Annotated in this window: 21 protein-coding genes; 7 read left to right on the plus strand and 14 right to left on the minus strand. The window is 72.0% G+C overall.

What is annotated here, in order from left to right; genetic code table 11:
• The first annotated feature begins 149 nt into the window (after positions 1 to 149).
• On the plus strand, positions 150 to 704 hold the full coding sequence (locus ABZX30_RS01330) for a hypothetical protein (RefSeq protein WP_355927275.1): 555 nt from the start codon (positions 150 to 152) through the stop codon (positions 702 to 704).
• A 112-nt stretch (positions 705 to 816) separates the two neighbouring features.
• On the opposite strand, the gene ABZX30_RS01335 is transcribed toward ABZX30_RS01330, so the two are convergent.
• The 4 genes from ABZX30_RS01335 to ABZX30_RS01350 all read right to left on the minus strand — a co-directional run bounded on the left by ABZX30_RS01335 (position 817) and on the right by ABZX30_RS01350 (position 5,389).
• Positions 817 to 1,941, minus strand: coding sequence for a GuaB3 family IMP dehydrogenase-related protein (locus ABZX30_RS01335; protein ID WP_355927278.1), 1,125 nt, complete (start codon positions 1,939 to 1,941; stop codon positions 817 to 819).
• A 117-nt stretch (positions 1,942 to 2,058) separates the two neighbouring features.
• A complete protein-coding gene (gene guaB / locus ABZX30_RS01340; RefSeq protein ID WP_355927280.1) occupies positions 2,059 to 3,564 on the minus strand; it encodes an IMP dehydrogenase in 1,506 nt (501 codons plus the stop codon).
• A gap of 182 nt (positions 3,565 to 3,746) precedes the next feature.
• The gene (locus tag ABZX30_RS01345) at positions 3,747 to 4,334 is read right to left on the minus strand and encodes a sigma-70 family RNA polymerase sigma factor (protein WP_132856136.1); all 588 of its coding nucleotides are present in this window, start codon (positions 4,332 to 4,334) and stop codon (positions 3,747 to 3,749) included.
• A gap of 443 nt (positions 4,335 to 4,777) precedes the next feature.
• Positions 4,778 to 5,389, minus strand: coding sequence for a response regulator transcription factor (locus tag ABZX30_RS01350; RefSeq protein ID WP_003948568.1), 612 nt, complete (start codon positions 5,387 to 5,389; stop codon positions 4,778 to 4,780).
• A 381-nt stretch (positions 5,390 to 5,770) separates the two neighbouring features.
• Here ABZX30_RS01350 and ABZX30_RS01355 point away from each other — a divergent pair, with 381 nt between their 5' ends.
• Positions 5,771 to 6,100, plus strand: a complete 330-nt coding sequence (locus ABZX30_RS01355; RefSeq protein WP_355927283.1) for a WhiB family transcriptional regulator — start codon at positions 5,771 to 5,773, stop codon at positions 6,098 to 6,100.
• A gap of 155 nt (positions 6,101 to 6,255) precedes the next feature.
• Here ABZX30_RS01355 and ABZX30_RS01360 read toward each other — a convergent pair whose 3' ends face one another.
• Positions 6,256 to 7,152: a LysR family transcriptional regulator gene (locus ABZX30_RS01360; protein ID WP_355927286.1), complete on the minus strand. Its 897-nt coding sequence runs from the start codon at positions 7,150 to 7,152 to the stop codon at positions 6,256 to 6,258.
• A 79-nt stretch (positions 7,153 to 7,231) separates the two neighbouring features.
• Between ABZX30_RS01360 and ABZX30_RS01365 the strand changes: the two genes are divergently transcribed.
• From ABZX30_RS01365 to ABZX30_RS01375, 3 genes are all read left to right on the plus strand, one after another.
• On the plus strand, positions 7,232 to 7,900 hold the full coding sequence (locus ABZX30_RS01365) for an MOSC domain-containing protein (protein WP_355927288.1): 669 nt from the start codon (positions 7,232 to 7,234) through the stop codon (positions 7,898 to 7,900).
• 52 nt (positions 7,901 to 7,952) lie between these two features.
• Entirely contained in the window at positions 7,953 to 8,726 is a 774-nt protein-coding gene (locus ABZX30_RS01370; RefSeq protein WP_355927291.1) for an SDR family oxidoreductase, read from the plus strand.
• A 73-nt stretch (positions 8,727 to 8,799) separates the two neighbouring features.
• A complete protein-coding gene (locus ABZX30_RS01375; protein ID WP_355927294.1) occupies positions 8,800 to 9,507 on the plus strand; it encodes an ester cyclase in 708 nt (235 codons plus the stop codon).
• A 114-nt stretch (positions 9,508 to 9,621) separates the two neighbouring features.
• Here the strand turns inward: ABZX30_RS01375 and groL are convergent, their stop codons facing one another.
• The 4 genes from groL to ABZX30_RS01395 form a co-directional block, all read right to left on the minus strand.
• Positions 9,622 to 11,247, minus strand: a complete 1,626-nt coding sequence (gene groL / locus ABZX30_RS01380) for a chaperonin GroEL (protein WP_355927296.1) — start codon at positions 11,245 to 11,247, stop codon at positions 9,622 to 9,624.
• Positions 11,248 to 11,371: 124 nt separating this feature from the next.
• The gene (groES, locus tag ABZX30_RS01385; protein WP_165240547.1) at positions 11,372 to 11,680 is read right to left on the minus strand and encodes a co-chaperone GroES; all 309 of its coding nucleotides are present in this window, start codon (positions 11,678 to 11,680) and stop codon (positions 11,372 to 11,374) included.
• 285 nt (positions 11,681 to 11,965) lie between these two features.
• Positions 11,966 to 12,808: a polysaccharide deacetylase family protein gene (locus ABZX30_RS01390; protein WP_355927299.1), complete on the minus strand. Its 843-nt coding sequence runs from the start codon at positions 12,806 to 12,808 to the stop codon at positions 11,966 to 11,968.
• Positions 12,805 to 13,752 carry a polysaccharide deacetylase family protein gene (locus ABZX30_RS01395; protein ID WP_355927302.1) on the minus strand — a complete coding sequence of 316 codons (948 nt, stop codon included), beginning with the start codon at positions 13,750 to 13,752 and terminating at the stop codon, positions 12,805 to 12,807. The genes ABZX30_RS01390 and ABZX30_RS01395 overlap by 4 nt, the downstream gene beginning before the upstream one ends.
• Between ABZX30_RS01395 and ABZX30_RS01400 the strand changes: the two genes are divergently transcribed.
• On the plus strand, positions 13,735 to 15,015 hold the full coding sequence (locus ABZX30_RS01400) for a methyltransferase domain-containing protein (protein WP_355927303.1): 1,281 nt from the start codon (positions 13,735 to 13,737) through the stop codon (positions 15,013 to 15,015). The two genes, ABZX30_RS01395 and ABZX30_RS01400, sit on opposite strands and share 18 nt — an antisense overlap.
• Here ABZX30_RS01400 and ABZX30_RS01405 read toward each other — a convergent pair.
• From ABZX30_RS01405 to ABZX30_RS01425, 5 genes are all read right to left on the minus strand, one after another.
• A complete protein-coding gene (locus ABZX30_RS01405; RefSeq protein ID WP_355927306.1) occupies positions 14,963 to 16,285 on the minus strand; it encodes an RNA polymerase sigma factor in 1,323 nt (440 codons plus the stop codon). The two genes, ABZX30_RS01400 and ABZX30_RS01405, sit on opposite strands and share 53 nt — an antisense overlap.
• 44 nt (positions 16,286 to 16,329) lie before the next feature.
• Positions 16,330 to 16,686: a YciI family protein gene (locus tag ABZX30_RS01410; RefSeq protein WP_355927308.1), complete on the minus strand. Its 357-nt coding sequence runs from the start codon at positions 16,684 to 16,686 to the stop codon at positions 16,330 to 16,332.
• Between the two features lie 112 nt (positions 16,687 to 16,798).
• Positions 16,799 to 17,842: an LCP family protein gene (locus ABZX30_RS01415; RefSeq protein ID WP_355927310.1), complete on the minus strand. Its 1,044-nt coding sequence runs from the start codon at positions 17,840 to 17,842 to the stop codon at positions 16,799 to 16,801.
• Between the two features lie 109 nt (positions 17,843 to 17,951).
• Positions 17,952 to 19,310, minus strand: a complete 1,359-nt coding sequence (locus tag ABZX30_RS01420; protein WP_355927313.1) for an endo-1,4-beta-xylanase — start codon at positions 19,308 to 19,310, stop codon at positions 17,952 to 17,954.
• Between the two features lie 92 nt (positions 19,311 to 19,402).
• On the minus strand, positions 19,403 to 20,434 hold the full coding sequence (locus ABZX30_RS01425) for a LacI family DNA-binding transcriptional regulator (protein WP_355927315.1): 1,032 nt from the start codon (positions 20,432 to 20,434) through the stop codon (positions 19,403 to 19,405).
• Between the two features lie 106 nt (positions 20,435 to 20,540).
• Between ABZX30_RS01425 and ABZX30_RS01430 the strand changes: the two genes are divergently transcribed.
• Entirely contained in the window at positions 20,541 to 22,847 is a 2,307-nt protein-coding gene (locus ABZX30_RS01430) for a glycoside hydrolase family 3 N-terminal domain-containing protein (protein ID WP_355927317.1), read from the plus strand.
• Positions 22,848 to 23,010: the final 163 nt, after the last annotated feature.

The raw sequence follows: 23,010 nt of genomic DNA on the forward strand, positions 1-23,010 counted from the left end.
TCCGTCGTTCCCGGCCGACAACTCCGTCGTTCCCGGCGCACAACTCCGTCGGCGTTGTCACCGCTGCCTGCTAATGTCCCCACTCGTCGCACAGCCGTGCGTCCTCACCACGCGATTCAGCTCTGCCGTACCACGGGGGGATTCCTGTCATGAGCCAGTCAGCTCCACCGCCGCACTCCGAGCCGCAGCCCCAGCCTGCCGAGGCCCAGCCTGCCGAGGCCCAGCCCGCCGGCGCCAACCCGTACGCCCAGCAGGCCCCCGCCGGGGCCCCGTTCGCCCCGCCGGTGCCGCCCGCGCCGCAGAAGGACAACCTCGGCCTCGGCCTGGCGGCCGCGCTCGGTGCGGCCCTGGTCGCCGCGGCCCTCTACGGTGTCGTCATCGGCCTGACCAAGCACGAGATCGGCTGGGCGGCGGTCGGCGTCGGCTTCGTCATCGGCCTCGCCGCGGGCAAGGTGGGCGGCCGCAACCCCGCCCTCGGGATCGTCGGGGCGGTGCTCGCGCTGGGCTCGGTCTACATCGGCCAGCTGGTCGGCGAGGCAATGATCGGCGCCGACGCGGTCGGCGTGAGCTTCTCGGAGCTGTTCTTCCAGCACTTCGGCCTCGTCCAGGAGGCCTGGAAGGCGGACGCCGACCCGCTCACCTTCGTCTTCTTCGCGATCGCCGCGTTCGCCGCGTTCTCGGGCGCCAAGAAGGCCGCGGCCTGACACCGGGGCAGCCGAAGGGCCCGTCCACCCGAGGTGGACGGGCCCTTGCCGTCCTATCCGCACGCCCGCCCCCGAGGGGCGCGCCGGTCCGGCCGCCGGACCGGCGGAGCGCTCAGCGCCTGTGCTGGCTGTCCGCCACCGTCACCTCGACCCGCTGGAACTCCTTGAGCTCGCTGTAGCCGGTCGTGGCCATGGCGCGGCGCAGGGCACCGAAGAAGTTCATCGAGCCGTCGGGGAAGTGGGACGGGCCGGTGAGGATCTCCTCGATCGTGCCGACCGTGCCGAGGTCGACCTTCTTGCCGCGCGGCAGCTCCTCGTTGACGGCCTCCATGCCCCAGTGGTGGCCCCTGCCGGGCGCGTCCGTCGCGCGGGCCAGCGGGGAGCCCATCATCACCGAGTCGGCGCCGCAGGCGATCGCCTTCGGCAGGTCACCGGACCAGCCGACGCCGCCGTCCGCGATCACGTGCACGTACCGGCCGCCGGACTCGTCCATGTAGTCGCGGCGGGCGGCGGCCACGTCGGCCACGGCCGTGGCCATCGGGACCTGGATGCCCAGCACGTTGCGCGTGGTGTGCGCGGCGCCGCCGCCGAAGCCGACCAGGACACCGGCCGCGCCGCTGCGCATCAGGTGCAGGGCCGCGGTGTAGGTGGCACAGCCGCCGACGATCACCGGGACGTCGAGCTCGTAGATGAACTGCTTCAGGTTCAGCGGCTCGTGCGAGGACGAGACGTGCTCCGCCGACACCGTGGTGCCCCGGATGACGAAGATGTCCACGCCCGCGTCCACGACCGCCTTGGAGAACTGGGCGGTGCGCTGCGGGGAGAGCGCCGCGGCGGTCACCACGCCGGAGTCGCGCACCTCCTTGATGCGCGCGCCGATCAGCTCCTCCTTGATGGGAGCGGCGTAGATCTCCTGCAGGCGGCGGGTCGCCGCCTCGGCGGGCAGCCCGGCGATCTCGTCGAGCAGCGGCTGCGGGTCCTCGTACCGCGTCCACAGGCCCTCGAGGTTCAGCACGCCGAGCCCGCCCAGCTCCCCGATGCGGATCGCGGTGGCCGGGGAGACGACGGAGTCCATGGGGGCGGCCAGGAAGGGCAGCTCGAAGCGGTAGGCGTCGATCTGCCAGGCGATCGAGACCTCCTTCGGGTCCCGCGTACGGCGGCTGGGGACGACGGCGATGTCGTCGAAGGCGTACGCCCGGCGGCCGCGCTTGCCGCGCCCGATCTCGATCTCAGTCACGTCTGTGGCCTTTCCACGAATGCGTTGCAGCGCCTTCCAGTATCGCCGACGGGCACGGCGAAGGCGGCCCCGGATGCTCCGGGGCCGCCTTCGCCGTGCCTCACGTGCCCGTGCGCGTCACTGACGGCTGTAGTTCGGCGCCTCGACCGTCATCTGGATGTCGTGCGGGTGGCTCTCCTTCAGGCCCGCCGAGGTGATCCGGACGAAGCGGCCGTTCGCCTGGAGCTCGGGCACCGTCCTGCCGCCGACGTAGAACATCGACTGGCGCAGACCGCCGACCAGCTGGTGGACGACCGAGGAGAGCGGGCCGCGGTAGGGCACCTGGCCCTCGATGCCCTCGGGGATCAGCTGCTCGTCGGAGGCGACGCCCTCCTGGAAGTAGCGGTCCTTGGAGAACGACCTGCGGTCGCCGCGGGTCTGCATGGCGCCCAGCGAGCCCATGCCGCGGTACGACTTGAACTGCTTGCCGTTGATGAACAGCAGCTCGCCCGGCGACTCCTCGCAGCCCGCGAGCAGGGAGCCCAGCATCACCGTGTCGGCGCCCGCGACCAGGGCCTTGGCGATGTCGCCCGAGTACTGCAGGCCACCGTCGCCGATGACCGGGACACCGGCCTCCCTGGCGGCGAGCGCGGCCTCGTAGATGGCGGTGACCTGCGGGACGCCGACGCCGGCGACCACACGGGTGGTACAGATCGAGCCCGGTCCGACACCCACCTTGATGCCGTCGGCGCCGGCGTCGACGAGGGCCTTGGCGCCGTCGCGGGTGGCGATGTTGCCGCCGATGACGTCGACGCCCGAGGAGTTGGACTTGATCTTGGCGATCATGTCGCCGACCAGCCGGGAGTGGCCGTGCGCGGTGTCGACGACGATGAAGTCGACACCGGTCTCGATCAGGGCCTGGGCGCGCTCGAAGGCGTCACCGGCGACACCGACCGCGGCACCGACCAGCAGGCGGCCCTCGGCGTCCTTGGCGGCGTTGGGGTACTTCTCCGCCTTGACGAAGTCCTTGACGGTGATCAGGCCCTTGAGGACGCCCTCGTCGTCGACCAGCGGCAGCTTCTCGATCTTGTGCTTGCGCAGCAGCTCCATGGCCTCGACGCCGGAGATGCCGACCTTCCCGGTGACCAGCGGCATCGGCGTCATGACCTCGCGCACACGGCGCGAACGGTCGGTCTCGAAGGCCATGTCACGGTTGGTGACGATGCCGAGCAGCTTCTTGGCCGGGTCCGTGACCGGCACGCCGCTGATCCGGAACTTGGCGCACAGCGCGTCGGCCTCGGCGAGGGTGGCGTCGGGATGCACCGTGATGGGGTCCGCGACCATGCCGGACTCCGAGCGCTTCACCAGGTCGACCTGGTTGGCCTGGTCCTCGATGGAGAGGTTGCGGTGCAGCACGCCGACGCCGCCCTGGCGGGCCATGGCGATCGCCATGCGCGACTCGGTGACCTTGTCCATCGCGGCGGACAGCAGCGGGATGTTGACCCGCACGTTCTTGGAGACGTACGAGGCGGTGTCGATCTCGTCGGGCGCCATGTCCGACGCGCCCGGCAGCAGCAGCACGTCGTCGTAGGTCAGCCCGAGTGTCGCGAATTTACCGGGCACTCCGTCGACGTTCGCAGTCATGACACCTTCCCCAAATGGCCTTGATCGGTGCGGATGTCCATGCTAACGGGAAGCGCGGCCAGCTCATTCCACGATTCAGGAGGACCCCGAGCCTCGTACATTCGTACGGACTCGCACGTTCGTACGGGAAGGGCCGCCCGTCCGTTCACGGAAGGCGCCTACCGCCCCTGGACCACCGGCGGTTACTGCTCGGCGAGCGCCCGCAACCGGCTCAGCGCCCGGTGCTGGGCCACCCGGACCGCGCCGGGTGACATTCCCAACATCTGTCCCGTCTCCTCCGCCGTCAAGCCCACCGCGATGCGCAGGAGCAGCAGCTCGCGCTGGTTCTCGGGGAGGTTGGCCAGCAGTTTCTTCGCCCACTCGGCGTCGCTGCTGAGCAGGGCGCGCTCCTCGGGGCCGAGGGAGTCGTCGGGGCGCTCCGGCATCTCGTCCGAGGGGACGGCCGTCGAACCGGGGTGGCGCATCGCGGCCCGCTGGAGGTCGGCGACCTTGTGCGAGGCGATGGCGAAGACGAAGGCCTCGAAGGGACGGCCGGTGTCCCGGTAGCGCGGCAGGGCGAGCAGGACCGCGACGCAGACCTCCTGCGCGAGGTCCTCGACGAAGTGGCGCGCGTCGCCCGGGAGCCGGGACAGACGGGTGCGGCAGTAGCGCAGCGCGAGGGGGTGGACATGGGCGAGCAGGTCGTGCGTGGCCTGCTCGTCCCCGTCGACGGCGCGGTGGACGAGCGCACCGATCGTGCCCTGAGCCGTGCCCGCCTCGTCGTCGCGCATCGGTCCATGGTGCCTTGCGGCCGTCCGGTCCGTCGCATCGTGCTCGTGGTTGTGCACCGAAGCGTTATGAGCAGGTGCGCCGGCACTCATTCCCTGCGCCCTCCCCTTCCGCTCGACCGACTCGTCCCCGAGGAACTCCACACCTCAAGGATGCGCCATCCGCGGCGAAACTGGCATCGGTCGCCCGACAGACCGCCGCACCGGGCGGCTCGGCGGGCCGCCGGACTCCCCTTCCGCCGCGGCGGGCGGGGGGCACGGGACCGTCCCCGCCCCGGTCAGGGCCGGCCGCGACGTCGGTATGCCGAGCGCACACACCGAGCGTGACATCGGTCTCCCCCGCGCCGGCACGGGCCCGCGCGCGGGCGGCCCCGTCGCGGTGGGCGGCGGGCCCGCCCTCAGGGCGGACGACGGGACGTTCGCCACAGGCCCCAGGGCTCACCGTCCTACCGGACCAGTCCCCAACGGAAACCGAGCGCGACCGCGTGCGCCCGGTCCGAGGCGCCGAGCTTCTTGAACAGCCGCCGGGCGTGGGTCTTGACGGTGTCCTCGGAGAGGAACAGCTCGCGGCCGATCTCGGCGTTGGAGCGGCCGTGGCTCATGCCCTCCAGGACCTGGATCTCACGCGCGGTGAGCGTGGGCGCGGCGCCCATCTCGGCGGAGCGCAGCCGGCGCGGGGCCAACCGCCAGGTCGGGTCGGCGAGGGCCTGGGTCACCGTGGCCCGCAGCTCCGCGCGGGAGGCGTCCTTGTGCAGGTAACCCCGGGCACCGGCGGCGACGGCGAGGGCCACGCCGTCGAGGTCCTCGGCGACGGTGAGCATGATGATGCGTGCGCCCGGGTCGGCGGACAGCAGCCGGCGCACGGTCTCGACGCCGCCCAGACCGGGCATGCGCACGTCCATCAGGATGAGGTCCGAGCGGTCCGCTCCCCAGCGGCGGAGGACCTCCTCGCCGTTGGCCGCGGTCGTCACGCGCTCGACGCCGGGCACGGTCGCGACCGCGCGGCGCAGCGCCTCTCGGGCAAGCGGGGAGTCGTCGCAGACGAGGACGGATGTCATGGCCGCCCTCCGCAGCTGATGCGCGTCACCTTGAGCCTCCAGGCTGGTACGGAATCGTCACCTGTGCGGTCGACCGCCTCGGACGCCTGCCCGAGCGCTTGTGTTCTCAACCGCCTCCGCACTCTCAACGACGGTCACTCGAAAGAGTTACGGGGCTACATGCCGTCTTCGGCACTCTACGTGAGGGCGTCGACACGGTGCAGACATGTCGGGCGGATCCTCAACTTTTCAACACAACCTATGCCCCGTTCGGTCCTTTTTCGTACCGTTTTTCGGTGTCTGGAGCTAGATTCGCAATGAGTCATATTTTCATCTCCTTAGACCGGAGATGTACGGTCGTTGGCACCGTATCCGCCCAGAACGGCTACAAGGGGTCACGCAATGGCAGATTTCTCCCGCCTTCCCGGACCGAACGCGGACCTGTGGGACTGGCAGCTGCTGGCTGCCTGCCGCGGGGTCGACAGCTCGCTCTTCTTCCATCCGGAGGGCGAGCGCGGGGCGGCTCGGAGCGCTCGAGAGAACTCGGCCAAGGAGGTCTGCATGAGGTGCCCGGTCCGCGCGCAGTGCGCGGCACACGCCCTGGCGGTGCGCGAGCCGTACGGGGTGTGGGGCGGCCTGACCGAGGACGAGCGCGAAGAGCTCATGGGGCGGGCGCGGAACCGGCTGGTGTCGGCGTCGTCAGCCAGCGGGGACACCGCCCCGGACAACTGAAGGAACGTTTCTGCACGGTCGCCACCGGGCGCGCACAGGCGTGCCCGTTTTCTCTGCGCCGCGTTCTCTGCGCCGCGTTCTCTGCGCCGCGTTCTCTGCGCCGCGTTCTCTGCGCCGCCTCGGCCTCCGCCTCAGCGTCCGCCTGCTCCGGCGCCTCAGCGACGCGCGGCCCGGGCCAGCTGCTCCAGCGTGGCCGCCACCGCCGGCACCTGGGCCAGGTCGGGCAGGGTGAGGGCGACGATCTCCCGGCGCACCGCCGGCTCCAGGGCGAGGACGCGGGCACCCCTGGGCCGCACCGACTCGATCGCCAGCTGGGGCAGCACGGCGACCCCGAGACCCGCGCCCACCAGGCCGACCACCGCCGGGTAGTCGTCGGTGGCGAAGTCGATGCGGGGGGTGAAGCCCGCGCTCTCGCAGACCTCCACCAGCTGCCCCCGGCAGCGCGGGCAGCCCGCGATCCAGGGTTCCCCGGCCAGTTCGCCGATGGCCACCGACTCCGCGCGCGCGAGGCGGTGCCGCTCGGGCACGAGGCCCACCAGGCGGTCCGTCAGCAGCGGCCGCACGACGAGGTCGCCCCACTCCTCGGCGCCCGTCGCGCCCTCGTACCGGAAGGCGAGCGCCACATCGCAGTCGCCCTCGCGCAGCAGCTCGACGGAGTGCGGCGGCTCGGCCTCCTCCAGGGAGACCCGGGTGCCGGGGTGGGCGGCGCGCAGGGCGGCGAGGGCGGTGGGGACGAGGGCGGAGCTGCCGCTGGGGAAGGAGACCAGCCGGACCCGGCCCGCCCGCAGCCCGGCGATCGCGGCCACCTCCTCCTCGGCGGCGGTGAGCCCGGCCAGGATCCCGGACGCGTGCCGGACGAGCGCCTCGCCGGCCTGGGTCAGCCGCATCTCCCGGCCGCCGCGGACCAGCAGCGGGGTGCCGACCGACGCCTCCAGGGCCTTCATCTGCTGGCTGACCGCCGGCTGGGTGCAGCCCAGTTCGCGCCCCGCCGCCGAGAAGGAGCCGGTGGTGGCGACGGCGCGCAGGACGCGGAGATGACGGGCCTCGATCACCCCCCGAGCATAAGGCCGTCTTGGGTGCGGCGCCCAATAATGCGTCGACGCTTTGAGGCACGTCCCGTACCGTGCGGGCATGAAGCTTCTCTCGGTCAATCTCGGCCGTCCGCAGGTGGTGCCGTACACGGACCAGCCCCAGGGGGTGACCGGCATCGACAAGCGCCCGGCCGACGGGCCGGTGCGGGTGGCCGCTCCGGGGCCGAAGGGGGTGGGCGGGAGCGGGCTCGCCGGGGACACGGTGTGCGAGCTGCGCCATCACGGCGGGGACGACCAGGCGGTGTACGCGTACGCGCGCGAGGACCTCGACGCGTGGGAGCCCGAGCTGGGCCGGTCACTGGCCAACGGCCGCTTCGGCGAGAACCTCACGACGAGCGGGCTGGACGTCTCCGGGGCGCTGGTCGGCGAGCGCTGGCGGATCGGTGCCGGGGTGGTTCTGGAGGTGACCTCGGGGCGGATCCCCTGCCGTACGTTCCAGGGCCACCTGGGCGAACGGGGCTGGGTGAAGAGGTTCACCCGTAAGGGCGCGACGGGTGCCTACCTGCGGGTGATCGAGCCGGGTGAGATACGGGCGGGCGATCCGATCGAGATCGTGCACCGGCCGGACCACGGGGTGACGGCGGCGATGGAGTTCCGCGCCGTCACCACGGAGCGGGAGCTGCTGCCGCGCCTGCTCGCCGCCGGTGCGGCGCTGCACCCGGAGGCCCTGGCGGCGGCCCGCAAGTACGTCGCCGAACAGGGCCGCTGAAGGCCTGTCACCGGTAGCGGACGCGGTCCGTCCGGGTAACTACCCTTGGGCCATGACAACGGCTCTGATTACGGGATCGACCGCGGGCATCGGCGCCGCGTTCGCGCGGCGGCTGGCGGCGGACGGGCACGACCTGGTCCTGGTCGCGCGGGACACCAAGCGGCTGCGCGAGCAGGCGACCGAGCTGCACGACCGGCACGGCATCGAGGCGGAGGTGCTGACCGCCGACCTCGCCACCGACGACGGCATCGAGGCGGTCGCGGCCCGCCTGGGTGACCGCAGGAACCCGGTCGACCTGCTGGTCAACAACGCGGGCTTCGGCAACAAGGGCCGCTACCTGGACGTGTCCATGGCCGACGAGCTGCGGATGCTGAAGGTGCACTGCGAGGCGGTGCTCCGGCTGACGTCGGCGGCCGCCGGGGCGATGCGGGAGCGCGGGCGCGGCGGCGTGGTCAACGTGGCCTCGGTGGCGGCCTTCGTGCCGCGGGGTACGTACGGGGCGTCCAAGGCGTGGGTCGTGCAGTTCACCCAGGGCGCGGCCAGGGACCTGGCGGACAGCGGCGTCCGGCTGATGGCGCTGTGCCCCGGCTTCGTGCGCACGGAGTTCCACGAGCGGGCCGGGATGGGCACGGACAACATCCCGAACTGGATGTGGCTGGACGCCGACAAGCTGGTCGCGGCGGCGCTGGCCGATCTCGCGCGCGGCAAGTCGCTGTCCGTCCCGGACCCGCGCTACAAGGTGCTGATGGGACTGGTGAAGGTGGCGCCGCGCGGCCTGATGGGCGGGATCAGCTCTCGGACGGGGCGCAAGTACGGGCCCCGCTAGGACGGGTGACGCCGTCACTGCGGTGCGAAAATGGGCGTGACGGAACCGGACCAGGGGGGCCGGAGGCGGCGTCATGACCTTCGTACAGCTCATCGAGTGCAGGACCAGCCGGCTGGACGAGATGAACCGGCTCATGGACGACTGGGTCGAGCAGACCAAGGGGAAGCGGACCGCGACGCACGCGGTGGTCGGCACGGACCGCTCGGACGCGTCGCACGTCGTCGAGGTGGTGGAGTTCCCGTCGTACGAGGAGGCGGTGCGGAACTCGCGGCTCCCGGAGACCGGCCGGATCTTCCGGGACATGGTCGCCCTGTGCGACGAGACGCCCACGTTCACCGATCTGGACGTGGTGCGGGACGAGCCGTTGTACGCGGCGACGGTCCGCCGCTTCCACCGGACGCTCGCCACCCCGGGTGAGCTGCCGCCGCTCAACGACCTGCTCGACGAGGACATCCACAGCCACGACCCGGTCAACCCGCAGGACACGATCGGTCTCGACGCCGTCCGCGGCGAGTACCGGATGTGGCGGGACGCCTTCGACTTCGCCTTCGCGGTCGAGGACGTGATCGCCCAGGGCGACCGGGCCTGCACGCGGTGGACCTGGAACGCCACGCACAAGGCGGACTTCCTGGGGATTCCCGCCACGGACAGGCAGGTCACCATGACCGGGACGACCGTGTTCCGCTTCCGGGACAACGGGAAGATCGCCGAGACCTGGTGGCAGCACGACCAGCTGGGGCTGATGCAGCAGCTGGGGGCGCTGGACGCGCTGGAGCAGTAGTCGCCCGGCGCGCACCCGGGCTCAGGGAGAACGAAACGGTGCCCAGTCCCCCGCGGGGGACTGGGCACCGTCGGCTCGGCCCGGCTCAGCCGGGGCCGGAACCCGGCTCAGGGCTCAGTGGGCGTGCCCGTGGCCGTGGCCGGCGGCGGCCGGCTCTTCCTCTTCCTTCTTCTCGACGACCAGGGTCTCGGTCGTCAGCAGGAGGGAGGCGATGGAGGCGGCGTTCTCCAGGGCGGAGCGGGTGACCTTCACCGGGTCGATGACGCCGGCCTTGACCAGGTCGCCGTACTCGCCGGTGGCGGCGTTGTAGCCGTTGCCCTTCTCCAGCTCGGCCACCTTGGAGACGATGACGTAGCCCTCGAGGCCGGCGTTCTCGGCGATCCAGCGCAGCGGCTCGACGGCGGCGCGGCGGACGACCGCGACACCGGTGGCCTCGTCGCCGGTCTTGTCGAGGTTGCCCTCGAGGACCTTGACGGCGTGGACCAGTGCGGAGCCACCACCGGAGACGATGCCCTCCTCGACCGCGGCGCGGGTCGCGGAGATGGCGTCCTCCAGACGGTGCTTCTTCTCCTTCAGCTCCACCTCGGTGGCGGCGCCGACCTTGATCACGCACACGCCGCCGGCCAGCTTCGCGAGGCGCTCCTGGAGCTTCTCGCGGTCCCAGTCGGAGTCGGTGTTCTCGATCTCGGCCTTGATCTGCGCGACGCGGCCCACGACGTCCTCGGAGTTGCCGGCGCCGTCGACGATGGTCGTGTCGTCCTTGGTGACCGTGACACGGCGGGCGGAGCCCAGCACGTCCAGGCCGACCTGGTCGAGCTTGAGGCCGACCTCCTCGGAGATGACCGTGGCGCCGGTGAGGATCGCCATGTCCTGCAGCATCGCCTTGCGGCGGTCACCGAAGCCGGGGGCCTTGACCGCGACCGCGTTGAAGGTGCCGCGGATCTTGTTGACGACCAGGGTGGACAGGGCCTCGCCCTCGACGTCCTCGGCGATGATCAGCAGCGGCTTGGAGGAGTTGGTCTGGATGACCTTCTCCAGCAGCGGCAGCAGGTCGGCGATCGAGGAGATCTTGCCCTGGTTGATCAGGATGTACGGGTCGTCGAGGACGGCCTCCATACGCTCCTGGTCGGTCACGAAGTACGGCGACAGGTAGCCCTTGTCGAAGGCCATGCCCTCGGTGAAGTCCAGCTCCAGCCCGAAGGTGTTGGACTCCTCGACGGTGATGACGCCGTCCTTGCCGACCTTGTCCATGGCCTCGGCGATGAGCTCGCCGACCTGCTGGTCCTGGGCGGACAGCGCGGCGACGGCGGCGATGTCCGACTTCTCGTCGATCGGGCGGGCCGAGGCGAGCAGGTCGTCGGAGACGGCCTTGACCGCGGCGTCGATGCCCTTCTTCAGAGCGGCCGGGGAGGCGCCGGCGGCGACGTTCTTCAGACCCTCGCGGACGAGCGCCTGGGCCAGCACGGTGGCGGTGGTCGTACCGTCACCCGCGATGTCGTTGGTCTTGGTCGCCACCTCCTTCACCAGCTGGGCGCCGAGGTTCTCGTACGGGTCCTCGATCTCCACCTCACGGGCGATGGTGACGCCGTCGTTGGTGATGGTCGGAGCGCCGAACTTCTTGTCGATGACGACGTTGCGGCCCTTGGGGCCGATCGTCACCTTGACCGTGTCGGCCAGCTTGTTGACGCCGCGCTCGAGGGCGCGACGGGCGTCCTCGTCGAACTTCAGGATCTTCGCCATGGCAGCGGGAGCCCTCTCGGAAATCTGGATCAAAACGGCACTGCGCCCCGGGCGCCCGGCTTCTTACGGATGCGGGGGCCAGGGGCGCAGTTCAAGCAAAGGTGCTTGGAGGTGAAGCGGTGAACTACTTCTCGATGATCGCGAGGACGTCGCGGGCCGAGAGGACGAGGTACTCCTCGCCGTTGTACTTCACCTCGGTACCGCCGTACTTGCTGTAGAGCACGACGTCGCCGACGGAGACGTCGAGCGGAAGACGGTTACCGTCCTCGAAGCGGCCCGGGCCCACGGCCAGGACGACGCCCTCCTGGGGCTTCTCCTTGGCGGTGTCCGGGATGACCAGGCCAGAGGCCGTGGTCTGCTCGGCGTCCAGCGGCTGGACCACGATGCGGTCCTCGAGCGGCTTGATGGCAACCTTGGTGCTGGCGGTCGTCACGATCCGACCTCCCCCTTCGGAGATCTCACGGGGTTAACTGTCTGAGGTGGCGACCAGGTCGATCCGTCGTCGCGGGTGCCGGACCTGCCCGTCGCTTTGTTGGCACTCTCCTGTGGCGAGTGCCAGAACCGAGACTATGACCGCGATTAGCACTCGGTCAAGCGGAGTGCCAGTTGCCGTGCGGCGCGTCGGGTGTGCGGGGGGGGTCGGCGGCCGTCCGCCGGGGGCCTTTGCCCCCGGGCCCCGCTTCGGCCGGGCGGAGCCGAGCGGCACGCGAAGGCGTCCTCAGACGTAGTCCTCCAGGCGGCCCACCGTCAGGCCCCGGGCCTGCGCCTCGCGCAGGAGGCGCAGGGTGCGGTCCTTCAGGTCCGGGCCGGTGGATCCCTCGGGGCCCACCTGGATGATGTCGCCGCGGTGGAGACGGTGTTCGCCCCTGGCGTAGGCGAGGGCGTCGGCCGTCACGGAGGCGCGCCAGAGGACCACCGCCGAGATGCCGCAGTCGGCGGCGGCGCGCAGCGTCGTGGCGTCGTACGTGCCGTAGGGCGGGCGGAAGAGGCGGGGGCGGACGCCGAAGCGGGACCGGAGTTTCTCCTGCTGGCCGCAGATCTCGGCGCGCTGGCCGGCGTAGGGCAGTCCGGCCATGGCGGGATGGTCGAGGGTGTGGTTCTGGACGGCGGCGCCGACCGACCGCAGGCGGGCGAAGTGGCCGTAGCCGGGGCCCACGACGCTGTCGGTGAGGAACATGCTCACCGGGAGGCGCAGTTCGCGGACCATGTCGACGAAGCGCGGGTCCTTCTCGGCGCCGTCGTCGTAGGTGAGGAAGACGACCTTGTCGGAGGTCGGGACGCGGTCGACGACCGGGAGCGGGGGCAGGCCCCTCCGGCGGGGCGCGCGGGGACGGAGCGGAACGCGGGCCGGGGGGCTCGGGGCGGGGGCGAGCGGGGCGCGCAGCCCCCAGTGGCGGTACGCCACGTCACGGGCGGGCGCGGGGTGGCGTACCCGCTGGGCCGCCTTCTCACCCAGCCGTTCGATCGGGTCGACGGACTGGGCGCAGCCGGCGAGGAGGAGTGCGGCCCCGGTGAGCGCGGCGGCGGCCAGGACCCGGCGTCGCCGCCACCGCCGCCTCACAGGTAGTCCTCCAGGCGGGCCACCGCGTACCCCTCGGCCGTGACCTTGTCCAGGAACCGGCGCATGTCGTCGACCATCGTGCCGTTCCAGTCGTCCCGTCCCCGGAAGTGGGTCAGGACGATGTCGCCGGGGTGCAGGCTCTGGTCGTCCTCCCGGTACTCCCAGTGGTCGACGTAGACCTCCTCGTCCCAGATGGGCGCGTACTTGATGCCGCAGGACTTGGCGGCGAGCAGGGTGTCGCGGTTGTAGTTGCCGTAGGGCGGGCGGAAGACGGCCGGGGTCTTGCCGAACTGCTCGCGCATGATCCGCTGCATGCCGCAGATCTCGTCGCGCTGCTCGTCGTAGGACAGGCCCGGCAGGTAGGGGTGGGTGAGGGTGTGGTTGTTGAGGGTGATGCCCTTGGCCTGCATCGTCCGGAAGTAGCCGTAGTCGTCCTCGACCAGGTAGTTGCTGAGGAACGCGGTGTAGGGGATCTTCAGGTCGCTCATCATGCGCAGGAAGGCCGGGTCCTTCTCGGCGCCGTCGTCGATCGTGAGGAAGACGATCTTCTGCCGGGTGGGGACCGTGGTGAAGACCGGAGGCAGGTCCAGTTCCTCCTGGCCGTCGACCTCGAATCCGTCGCGGGCGGTGATCCGCGGCTTGCGGGCGGGGGGCGGCGGCGGTGTCAGCGGGGCCGCGGCCAGGCCCCAGCGCCGGGCGGCGGCGGCCAGGGCGGCGTGGGAGGTACGCAGCCGGGAGGCGTAGGAGTCCAGGGCCTCGGCGGGCCCGCGGAGGCGCTGCTGGCCCGGGGCCGGCCGGACGTCCGGGGCCGTGCCCGGTGCCGTACAGCCGGAGAGGGGACCGCCGGAGACGACGGCGGCCACGGCGAGCGCGACCAGTCCGGACCGGGTGACCGCCCGCCTCCCTCGCGCACCATTTTTGTCATTTTGTACTACTACTCGCATGGTGTGGGATCTTCGCAGAGCCCCGGCCCCCGACCGGCCCGACACCGCCGCCGCGGGCGCACCATCCACCGGCTGGCCCACAATGACCCGGTGAACGACCTGCTCCCCTTCCGCTCCCTGCTCACCCCCGAGGGCCGCGCCCTCCTCGACGAGGTGCGCGGCACGGCACCGGCCGAGGAACTCGCCGTCGCCACCCGGCTGCGCCGCGACCACCCCGCGGACCTGGTCTCGGCCGCCCTCGGCCAGGCCAGGCTGCGGCAGCGGGCGGCGGCCAAGTTCGGCGCCGCGGACGCGGAGCGGATGTTCTTCACTGCGAACGGGGTCGAGCAGTCGACCCGCACGAGCGTGGCGGGCTACCGGGCCGGCCGGCTGAGGGAGCTGGGGGTGACGTCCGTCGCGGACCTGTGCTGCGGCATCGGCGGCGACGCGATCGCCTTCGCCCGCGCCGGGATCCGCGTCCTCGCCGTGGACCGCGATCCGCTGACGGTGGCCGTGGCCCGGGCGAACGCCGAGGCGCTGGGGCTGACGGAACTCATCGAGGTGCGGGAGGCCGATGTCACGGAGGTCGGCACCGCCGGGTACGACGCGGTGTTCGTGGACCCCGCCCGGCGCGGCGGACGGGGCCGTATCTTCGATCCCGAGGCGTACTCACCGCCCTTGTCCTGGGCCGTGAGCGCCGCGTCCGCGGCCCGGGTGGCCGCCCTGAAGGTCGCCCCCGGCATCCCGCACGAGGCGGTCCCCGAGCGGGCCGAGGCCGAGTGGATCTCCGACGGCGGGGACGTGAAGGAGGCGGTGCTCTGGTTCGGCACCGGCGGCACGGCCGTGCGGGCCACGCTGCTGCCGGGGCCACGCTCGCTGCTCTCCCGGGGCCTGCCCGACCCCGGAGTGCGGCCCGTGGGGCGGTACCTGTACGAGCCGGACGGCGCCGTCGTCCGGGCGCACCTGGTGGCGGAGGTCGCCGAGGAGGTGGACGGCGGGCTGATCGACCCGACCATCGCCTACGTCACGGCGGACGCCCACCGGCCGACGGTGTACGCCTCCGCGTACGAGATCACCGACCAGCTCCCCTTCAACGTCAAGAAGTTGAAAGCCCTGCTCAGACAGCGTGAGGTCGGCGTCCTGACCGTGAAGAAGCGCGGCTCGGCGGTCGAACCCGAGGAACTCCGCAGGAAGGTCAAGCCCCAGGGCCCCCACTCGGCGACGGTGTTCCTCACCCGGGTGGCGGGGGCGCCGACGATGCTGGTCGGCCACCCGTTGAGGTGACGTGCGCGCACTCCCCCGCCCGCCGCAGCAGCATCTCCCGCTCCCGCCCGTTCCGGGTGAGCCGTGCCGCACGTTCGAAGTCCGCGCGGGCCTCGGCCGGGCGGCCCAGCCGGGCGAGCAGGTCGCCGCGGACGCTGGGCAGCAGGTGGTAGTCGCGGAGGGAGGGTTCGGCGGCCAGCCGGTCCACGATCTCCAGCGCGGGAGCCGGACCCCGCGCCATCGAGACGGCGACCGCGCGGTTCAGCTCCACGACGGGGGACGGGGCCCGGGCGGCGAGCAGGTCGTACAGGGCGGCGATGGCCGGCCAGTCCGTCTCCTCGTACGTGTGGGCGTGCGCGTGGCAGGCCGCGATCGCCGCCTGCAGGACGTACGGGCCGGGGGCACCGGTGGCCACGGCCCCGGCGCGGTCGAGGGCCGCGATGCCGCGGGCGATGAGCATGCGGTTCCAGCGGCGGCGGTTCTGGTCCTTCAGCAGGACCGGCTCACCCCGGGGGCCGGTACGGGCGGCGGCCCGGGAGGACTGGAACTCCAGGAGGGCGGTCAGGCCGTGCACCTCCGGCTCCTCGGGCATCAGGCCGGACAGCACGCGGGCCAGGCGGAGGGCGTCCTCGCACAGGGCGGGGCGCAGCCAGTCGTCGCCGGCGGTGGCCGCGTACCCCTCGTTGTGGATCAGGTAGATGACGTCGAGGACGGAGCCGAGGCGGGCCTCCCGGTCGGGGCCGCAGGGGACCTCGAAGGCGACGTTCCGCCTCGCCAGGGTGCGCTTGGCGCGGACGATGCGCTGGGCGACCGTCGGCTCGGGAACGAGGAAGGCGCGGGCGATCTCGGCCGTGCTCAGGCCGCCCAGCAGGCGCAGGGTGAGCGCCGTGCGGGCCTCCGGGGACAGCACGGGGTGGCAGGTGGTGAAGACCAGGCGGAGCAGGTCGTCGTCGATGTCGTCGGGGTCGGCCGGTTCCGGCGGCCCAGCCGTGGTTTCCAGGTCGCGGCCGATCTCGGCGAGCTTGCGGGCGTAGTTCTCGCGGCGGCGGACCAGGTCGACGGCGCGGTGCCGGGCGGTGGCCATGAGCCAGGCGCCGGGGTTGTCGGGCACGCCGTCCCGGGGCCACCGTTCCAGGGCGGCGACCAGCGCGTCCTGCGCCAGTTCCTCGGCGATCGCGATGTCGCGCACGATCCGGGTCACGCCGGCGACGAGCCGGGGCGACTCCAGCCGGAAGACGGTCTCGATGGCGGTCCCGACGGCCTGGGCGGCGGCGGTGGGCTGCTGTTCCACAGCCCCCCATGCAACACCCCCGGCCCGGCCCGCGCCAATGACGGTCAGCTCTCGGCGATCTCGCGGACCTCGCAGGTCACGGTCCAGAAGTCCTCGTGGACCTTCAGGAAGCGCTTGGTCCACTCCAGTGCCTCGGCCTTGTCCTTGCACTGCATGAGCACGTAGCCGCCGATGACCTCCTTGGACTCGGTGAAGGGCCCGTCGGTGACGGAGAGCTGCCCGTTCTCCCAGCGGACCCGGGTGCCCTGGGCGGAGGGGGTGAGCCCGGCGGTGTCCAGCATCACGCCGGCCTTGGTGATCTCCTCGATCAGCTCACCCATCCGCTGCATCAGCTCGGGGCTGGGGCCCTCGGCGGGGGCGGTGGACTCGTCGATGCGCACGAGCGACAGGTAGCGGGGCACGGTGACTCCTCGGGTCCGGTCGGCGGGGCCTCTCCCCGCCTTCTCACCTGTGCGTCGAACGGGAGACGCCCGGATCGACAGGTCCGCGAGAAATCCTCGGAGCTTTTTTCGGCTAGCGCAGTGACTTCCACAGCTCGCCCGCCGCCGGTTCCCTCGCGACGACGCGGTTGGGGTCCGAGGGCGCCGTGACGACCGGCATCATCACCGTCTTCATCCGGTCGGCCGTCAGGCCCTTCAGGCTCTGGCCCAGGCTCATCAGCTCGCCGAGGGAGTTCAGGCCGGTGTCCGTCGTCAGGCTTCCGGTGACCGCGTCGGCCACCCGGTAGAGCTGAGCGGGGTCGGCGAGCAGGTCGGTGGCGGCGATCTGCTCCAGCAGCGCCTTGACCAGCTTCTGCTGCAGCCCTATGCGGCCGAGGTCGCTGCCGTCGCCTATGCCGTGCCGGGTGCGGGCCAGGGCGAGGGCCTGCTCGCCGTTCAGACGGTGGGTGCCGGCCTCGAGGTGGAGGCGGCTCTTGTCGTCGTCGATGTCCTGGGCGGTGGTGACGGTGACCCCGCCGAGGGCGTCGACCAGGCCGGCGAAGCCGGAGAAGTCGATCTCGAGGTAGTGGTCCATGCGGACGCCGGTCACCGACTCGACCGTCTTCACCGCGCACACCGGACCGCCCACCGCATAGGCGCTGTTGAACATGGCGTCGTACGCCACCGCGGTCGAACCGCCCGACGACAGCGGGCAGGAGGGGCGGGTGACCAGGGTGTCACGCGGGATGCTGACGACGGTGGCCGCGGTGCGGCCGGCGTCGATGTGCACGACCATCGCCGTGTCGGAGCGGGCGCCGGAACTGTCGCCGCCGCCGAGTTCCTTGTTCGCCTTGCCGCTGCGCGAGTCGGAGCCGAGGACCAGGATGTTCAGTGCCCCGGTCGGCAGCGGGGACGCGGACGCCGAGGCGGAGGCGGACGGGGTGACGACCGCCTTCGCCGGGCGGTCGTCGCCGAGCGCGCTGTTGATGTCGACGCTGCGGATGTTGTCGTTCAGGTGCCAGTACGCCCAGCCCGCCGCCGCGCCGCCCAGCACCAGCGCCGCTGCGAGGGTGAGGCCGGCGGCCTTCAGCACCGCCGGCCGCCGGCCTGTCCGTCTGTCCCCGTCGTGTCCCGTCACAGGGAGGAACGTAAGTCCGAATTATTAGGGGAGTGTTAGCGGGATCGGCGCGAGGTGGTTTTCTTCGGAGAATCTCACGCTTCTCATGCCGCGCTCAGTTCGGCTCGGCTCAGCTCAAGGTCACCGTGGGCACCGGATTGCTGCCGCTCCAGGACGCGTTGAACCCGAAGGTCACCGAACCGCCGTCCGCGACCGACCCGTTGTACGAGGCGTTCGCACAGCTCACCGCCGAGCCCGACTGGGTGCAGGTGGCGTTCCAGGCCTGCGTGATCTGCTGGCCCGCGCCGTAGGTCCAGCTCACCTTCCAGGAGGACAGCGAGGCGCCGGAGCAGGTGATCTTCACCTGGCCGGTGAAGGCGGTGTTCCACTGGCTGGTGACGCTGTACGCCGCCGTACAGGCGCCGTTCGTCGGCGGCGGGGTGGTCGAGCCGCCGAGTGCCTCGGCGATGCCGTAGTAGGCGGGCTTGGGGCTGTAGTTCTCGTCGTACGGTGTCGCCGCCCCGTACCCGGGGAAGGTGCCCGGCACCCACGAGTCGGAGTCGGTGAAGCCCCACACGGTGACGTTGACGCAGCGGGTGACCGCCGCGCAGGCGGCCACGACCGACGTGAAGTCGGCGGCCTGCTGGGCGAGTTTCGTACTGTCGGCGGGCAGCGCCATCCGGATGTCCAGCTCGGTGATCGCCACGTCCACGCCGAGATCGGCGAAGCGCTGGATGTTCTCCCGGAGCGTCGACGGGACCTGGCCCAGGATCAGATGGGCCTGGAGACCGACGCCGTCGATGGGCACGCCCTGCTGCTTGAGGGACTTGACCAGGTTGTACAGGGCGGTGCTCTTGGCGTTGACGCCCTCGACGTTGTAGTCGTTGATGTACAGCTTGGCGGCCGGGTCGGCCGCGTGCGCCCAGGTCAGGGCATCGGCTATGTAGTCCGCGCCGAGGCCGTCGTACCAGAGGGTCGAGCGGTAGGTGCCGTCCTCGTTGAAGGGCTCGTTGACCACGTCCCAGGCCGCGATCTTCCCCTTGTAGCGGCCCACCTCGGTGCTGATGTGGTTCTGCAGCAGGCTGCCGAGCTGCGCGGACGTCCAGCTTCCGTTGGTCAGCCAGCTCGGGTTCTGGTTGTGCCACACCAGGGTGTGGCCCCGCACCTGCTGGTCGTGGGCCTGCGCGAAGGCGACGATCTGGTCGGCCTCGGTCCAGTCGAAGCCGCCCCGGGTGGGCTCGACCGAGCCCCACTTCATGGCGTTGCCCGGGGTGAGCGAGCTGAACTGCGACCCCGCGATGTCGCCGTAGGTCCCGGTGAGCTTGGAGCCGGTGACCGCCGTGCCGATGACCTTGCCCTGCGCGGCCGCGAGGTCCCTCAGCGGGGTGTCGGCGGCGTGCGCGGCGGGTGCCGCGACCAGCACGGCACCGAGTGTGGCGACGCCCGTCAGGAGGGACGCGAGGGACAAGCCTTTTCTCAGAGATCGCATGCGGATGCCTCCGAAAGTTTCGGCTGAACGACCGATTGGCTTCGGAGCAGTGTGGGGGGACGCGGAACCCCCGTCAAGACAATCGTCCCGCGCTACACCGTCCCGGGCGCCGCCGTACTGCTGCGCACCACCAGGCTCGTCGCCAGCTCCACCCGGGTCGCCACCGTGGAGTCCTCGTCCCGGCTCAGGTCGAGGACCAGCTTGGCCGCGGCCTCGGCCATCTCGGTCAGCGGCTGCCGCACGGTCGTCAGCGGCGGCCCCACCCAGCGGGCCACCGGCAGGTCGTCGAAGCCGACCACGCTGAGGTCCTCCGGGATGCGCAGCCCGAGCTCACGGGCGGCCTCGTACAGTCCGAGCGCCTGGAGGTCGTTGCCCGCGAAGACGGCGGTGGGCCGGTCGGGGCGGCCGAGCAGGTCCAGGCCCAGCCGGTAGCCGGCCTCGTGGTGGAAGTCCCCGGCCTTGATCATGCCCTGGTCGACGGGCAGCCCGGCGGTCTCCAGGGCGGCCCGGTAGCCGTCGACCCGCGCGCGGCTGCACATGATCCGGGAGGGGCCGCTGATCGCGCCGATGCGGGTGTGGCCGAGTTCGACGAGGTGGCGGGTGGCGGCGAGGCCGCCCTGCCAGTTGGTGGCGCCGATCGAGGGCACGTCGGGGCCCGGGTCACCGGCCGGGTCCATCACCACGAACGGGATGGACCTGCTGGTCAGCAGTGCGCGCTGGGAGTCGTCGAGCCCGGAGAGGACGAGGATCACACCGTGCGGCCGACGGGCGGCGACCTGGTCGGCCCAGGTCCTGCCGGGAGTGTGCCGCCCCGCGCTCTCGCTGAGGACGACACTCAGCCCCGCCTCCCTGGCCACGTTCTCCACGCCCCGGATCACCTCCATCGCCCAGGTGCTGTCCAGTTCGTGGAAGACCAGGTCGATCAGGGGCGAGCGGGAGGCCTCGGCGCGGCGGCGCCGGTAGCCGTAGGCGCGCAGGAGCTCCTCGACGCGCGTGCGGGTGGCGGGGGCGACATCGGCACGGCCGTTGAGCACCTTCGAAACAGTCGGAGCGGAGACACCGGCCTGACGAGCGATTTCGGCGAGGGTCGCGGTCTGCGTTCCGGCGGGCTTCGGAGGCTTCATGCCGGCGATCGTATCCCCGCCCGCCCTCTTGACGAAGACCCTGTCCCGCCATAGATTCCCGGAACATTCGATCTAAATTCCGAAACATTCGGGAGCAGAGAATCACATGACAACCGCTCCTTGGCGCGATCCCGCCCTGCCCGCCGCCGCCCGCGTCGACGACCTGCTCGCGAGGATGACCCTGGAGGAGAAGGTCGCCCAGCTGTACGGCGTATGGGTGGGCGCGGCCACGGACGGTGAAGGCGTCGCCCCGCTCCAGCACGAGATGACCTCCGACTACGACTGGGACGAGCTGATCACCCTCGGCCTGGGCCAGCTGACCCGCTCCTTCGGCACGGCCCCCGTGGACCCGGCGCTGGGCGCGCGGGCCCTGGCCCGTGCCCAGCGCCGGATCGCCGGCGCGGGCCGCTTCGGCATCCCGGCGGTCGCCCACGAGGAGTGCCTGGCGGGCTTCACGGCCTGGGGCGCGACGGCTTACCCGGTGCCGCTGGCCTGGGGCGCGACCTTCGACCCGCCGCTCGTCGAGGAGCTGGGCCGGCACATCGGCCACGACATGCGCTCGGTCGGCGTCCACCAGGGCCTCGCGCCCGTCCTGGACGTCGTACGGGATCCGCGCTGGGGCCGGGTGGAGGAGACGATCGGTGAGGACCCGTACCTGGTCGGCACGGTCGGCACGGCCTATGTGCGGGGCCTGGAGTCGGCCGGGGTCGTCGCCACGCTCAAGCACTTCGCCGGGTACGCGTCCTCGGCGGGCGCGCGGAACCTGGCGCCCGTGCGGGCGGGGATCCGGGAGCTCGCGGACGTCACCCTGCCGCCCTTCGAGATGGCGCTGCGCGAGGGCGGGGCCCGCTCGGTGATGGCGGCGTACACCGAGACGGACGGCGTCCCCGCGTCGGCGGACGCGCGCCTGCTGACCGGGCTCCTGCGGGAGGAGTGGGGCTTCACCGGGACGGTGGTCGCCGACTACTTCGGCATCGGCTTCCTGCGGACCCTGCACCGGGTCGCCGGTACCGAGACCGAGGCGGCGCACCTGGCGCTCCGGGCGGGCATCGACGTGGAGCTGCCCACGCTCAAGTGCTACGGGAATCCGCTGGTGGCGGCGGTGCGGGAGGGCAGCGTCCCCGAGGCACTGGTGGACCGGGCGGCCCGCCGGGTGCTGACGCAGAAGTCCGAGCTGGGCCTGCTCGACGAGGACTGGCAGCCGGAGCCGGCCGGCCCGGTCGACCTGGACTCGGCGGCGAACCGGGCGCTGGCCCGCCGGCTGGCCGAGGAGTCGGTGGTGCTGCTCGACAACCCCGACGGCCTGCTGCCGCTGGCCCCCGGCACCCGGATCGCGGTGGTCGGCCCGCGCGCGGACGACGCGCTGGCGATGCTCGGCTGCTACTCCTTCCCCTCCCATGTCCTCACGCACCACCCCGAGGTGCCGATGGGCATCGACGTCCCGTCCGTCCTGGAGGCGCTGCGCAGCGAACTCCCCGACGCCAAGGTGACGTTCGCCGAGGGCTGCGGAGTGTCCGACCCCGACACCTCCGGCTTCGAGGAGGCGGTGGCCCGGACGGCGGAGGCCGACGTGTGCGTGGCGGTGCTCGGCGACCTGGCCGGGCTGTTCGGCCGGGGCACCTCGGGCGAGGGCTGCGACGTGACGGACCTGCGTCTGCCGGGCGTGCAGGGCGAGCTGCTGGACGCGCTGATCGCCACCGGGGTCCCCGTGGTGCTGGTCCTGCTGACCGGCCGTCCGTACGCCCTCGGCCGCCGGCAGGGCCGGCCGGCCGCCGTGGTCCAGGCGTTCTTCCCGGGGCAGGGGGGCGGCCCGGCGGTGGCGGGGGTGCTGTCGGGACGCGTGAACCCCTCGGGCCGCCTCCCGGTGAGCGTCCCGCACGTCCCCGGAGGCCAGCCGTGGACCTACCTCCAGCCGCCGCTGGGCCTGGCGGACGAGGTCAGCAACCTCGACCCGACGCCGCTGTACCCCTTCGGGCACGGGCGTTCGTACACGACGTTCGCCTGGGAGGACTTCGCGGGCACGGACCCGGAGATCGGCACGGACGGTTCGTACGACGTCTCGCTCACGGTGCGCAACACGGGTGACCGCGCGGGCGCGGAGGTCGTGCAGCTGTACCTGCACGACCCGGTGGCCTCGGTGACCCGCCCGGACGTCCGTCTGATCGGCTACCGGCGGGTGGAACTGGAGCCCGGGGAGGCGGCCCGGGTCACCTTCCGCTTCCACACGGACCTGTCGGCCTTCACCGGGCTCTCCGGAACCCGGGTGGTCGAGCCGGGCGCCCTGGAGCTACGGCTTGCGGCGTCCAGCGCGGACGTACGGCACACGGCACGGCTGAACCTCACGGGCCCGGTACGGGAGGCCGGCGCCGACCGGATGCTGCGGTGCGAGACCGCCGTGACGGCAGTCGGCTGACGACAACGCCCCCGCCCCCGGAAGAACCGGGGACGGGGGCGGAACGGAGCGCCGGGCAGGCCTTGCACCTGCATTTCCCCGCAGGAAGCGGGGCGTCTTTCCTTGGACCACCAACGCATCGTGTCCGTACCGGATCTCCCGGCCGTTCACGTGTGATCATCAT

Source organism: Streptomyces sp. NPDC004542 (assembly GCF_040610035.1).
GTDB lineage: Bacteria > Actinomycetota > Actinomycetes > Streptomycetales > Streptomycetaceae > Streptomyces.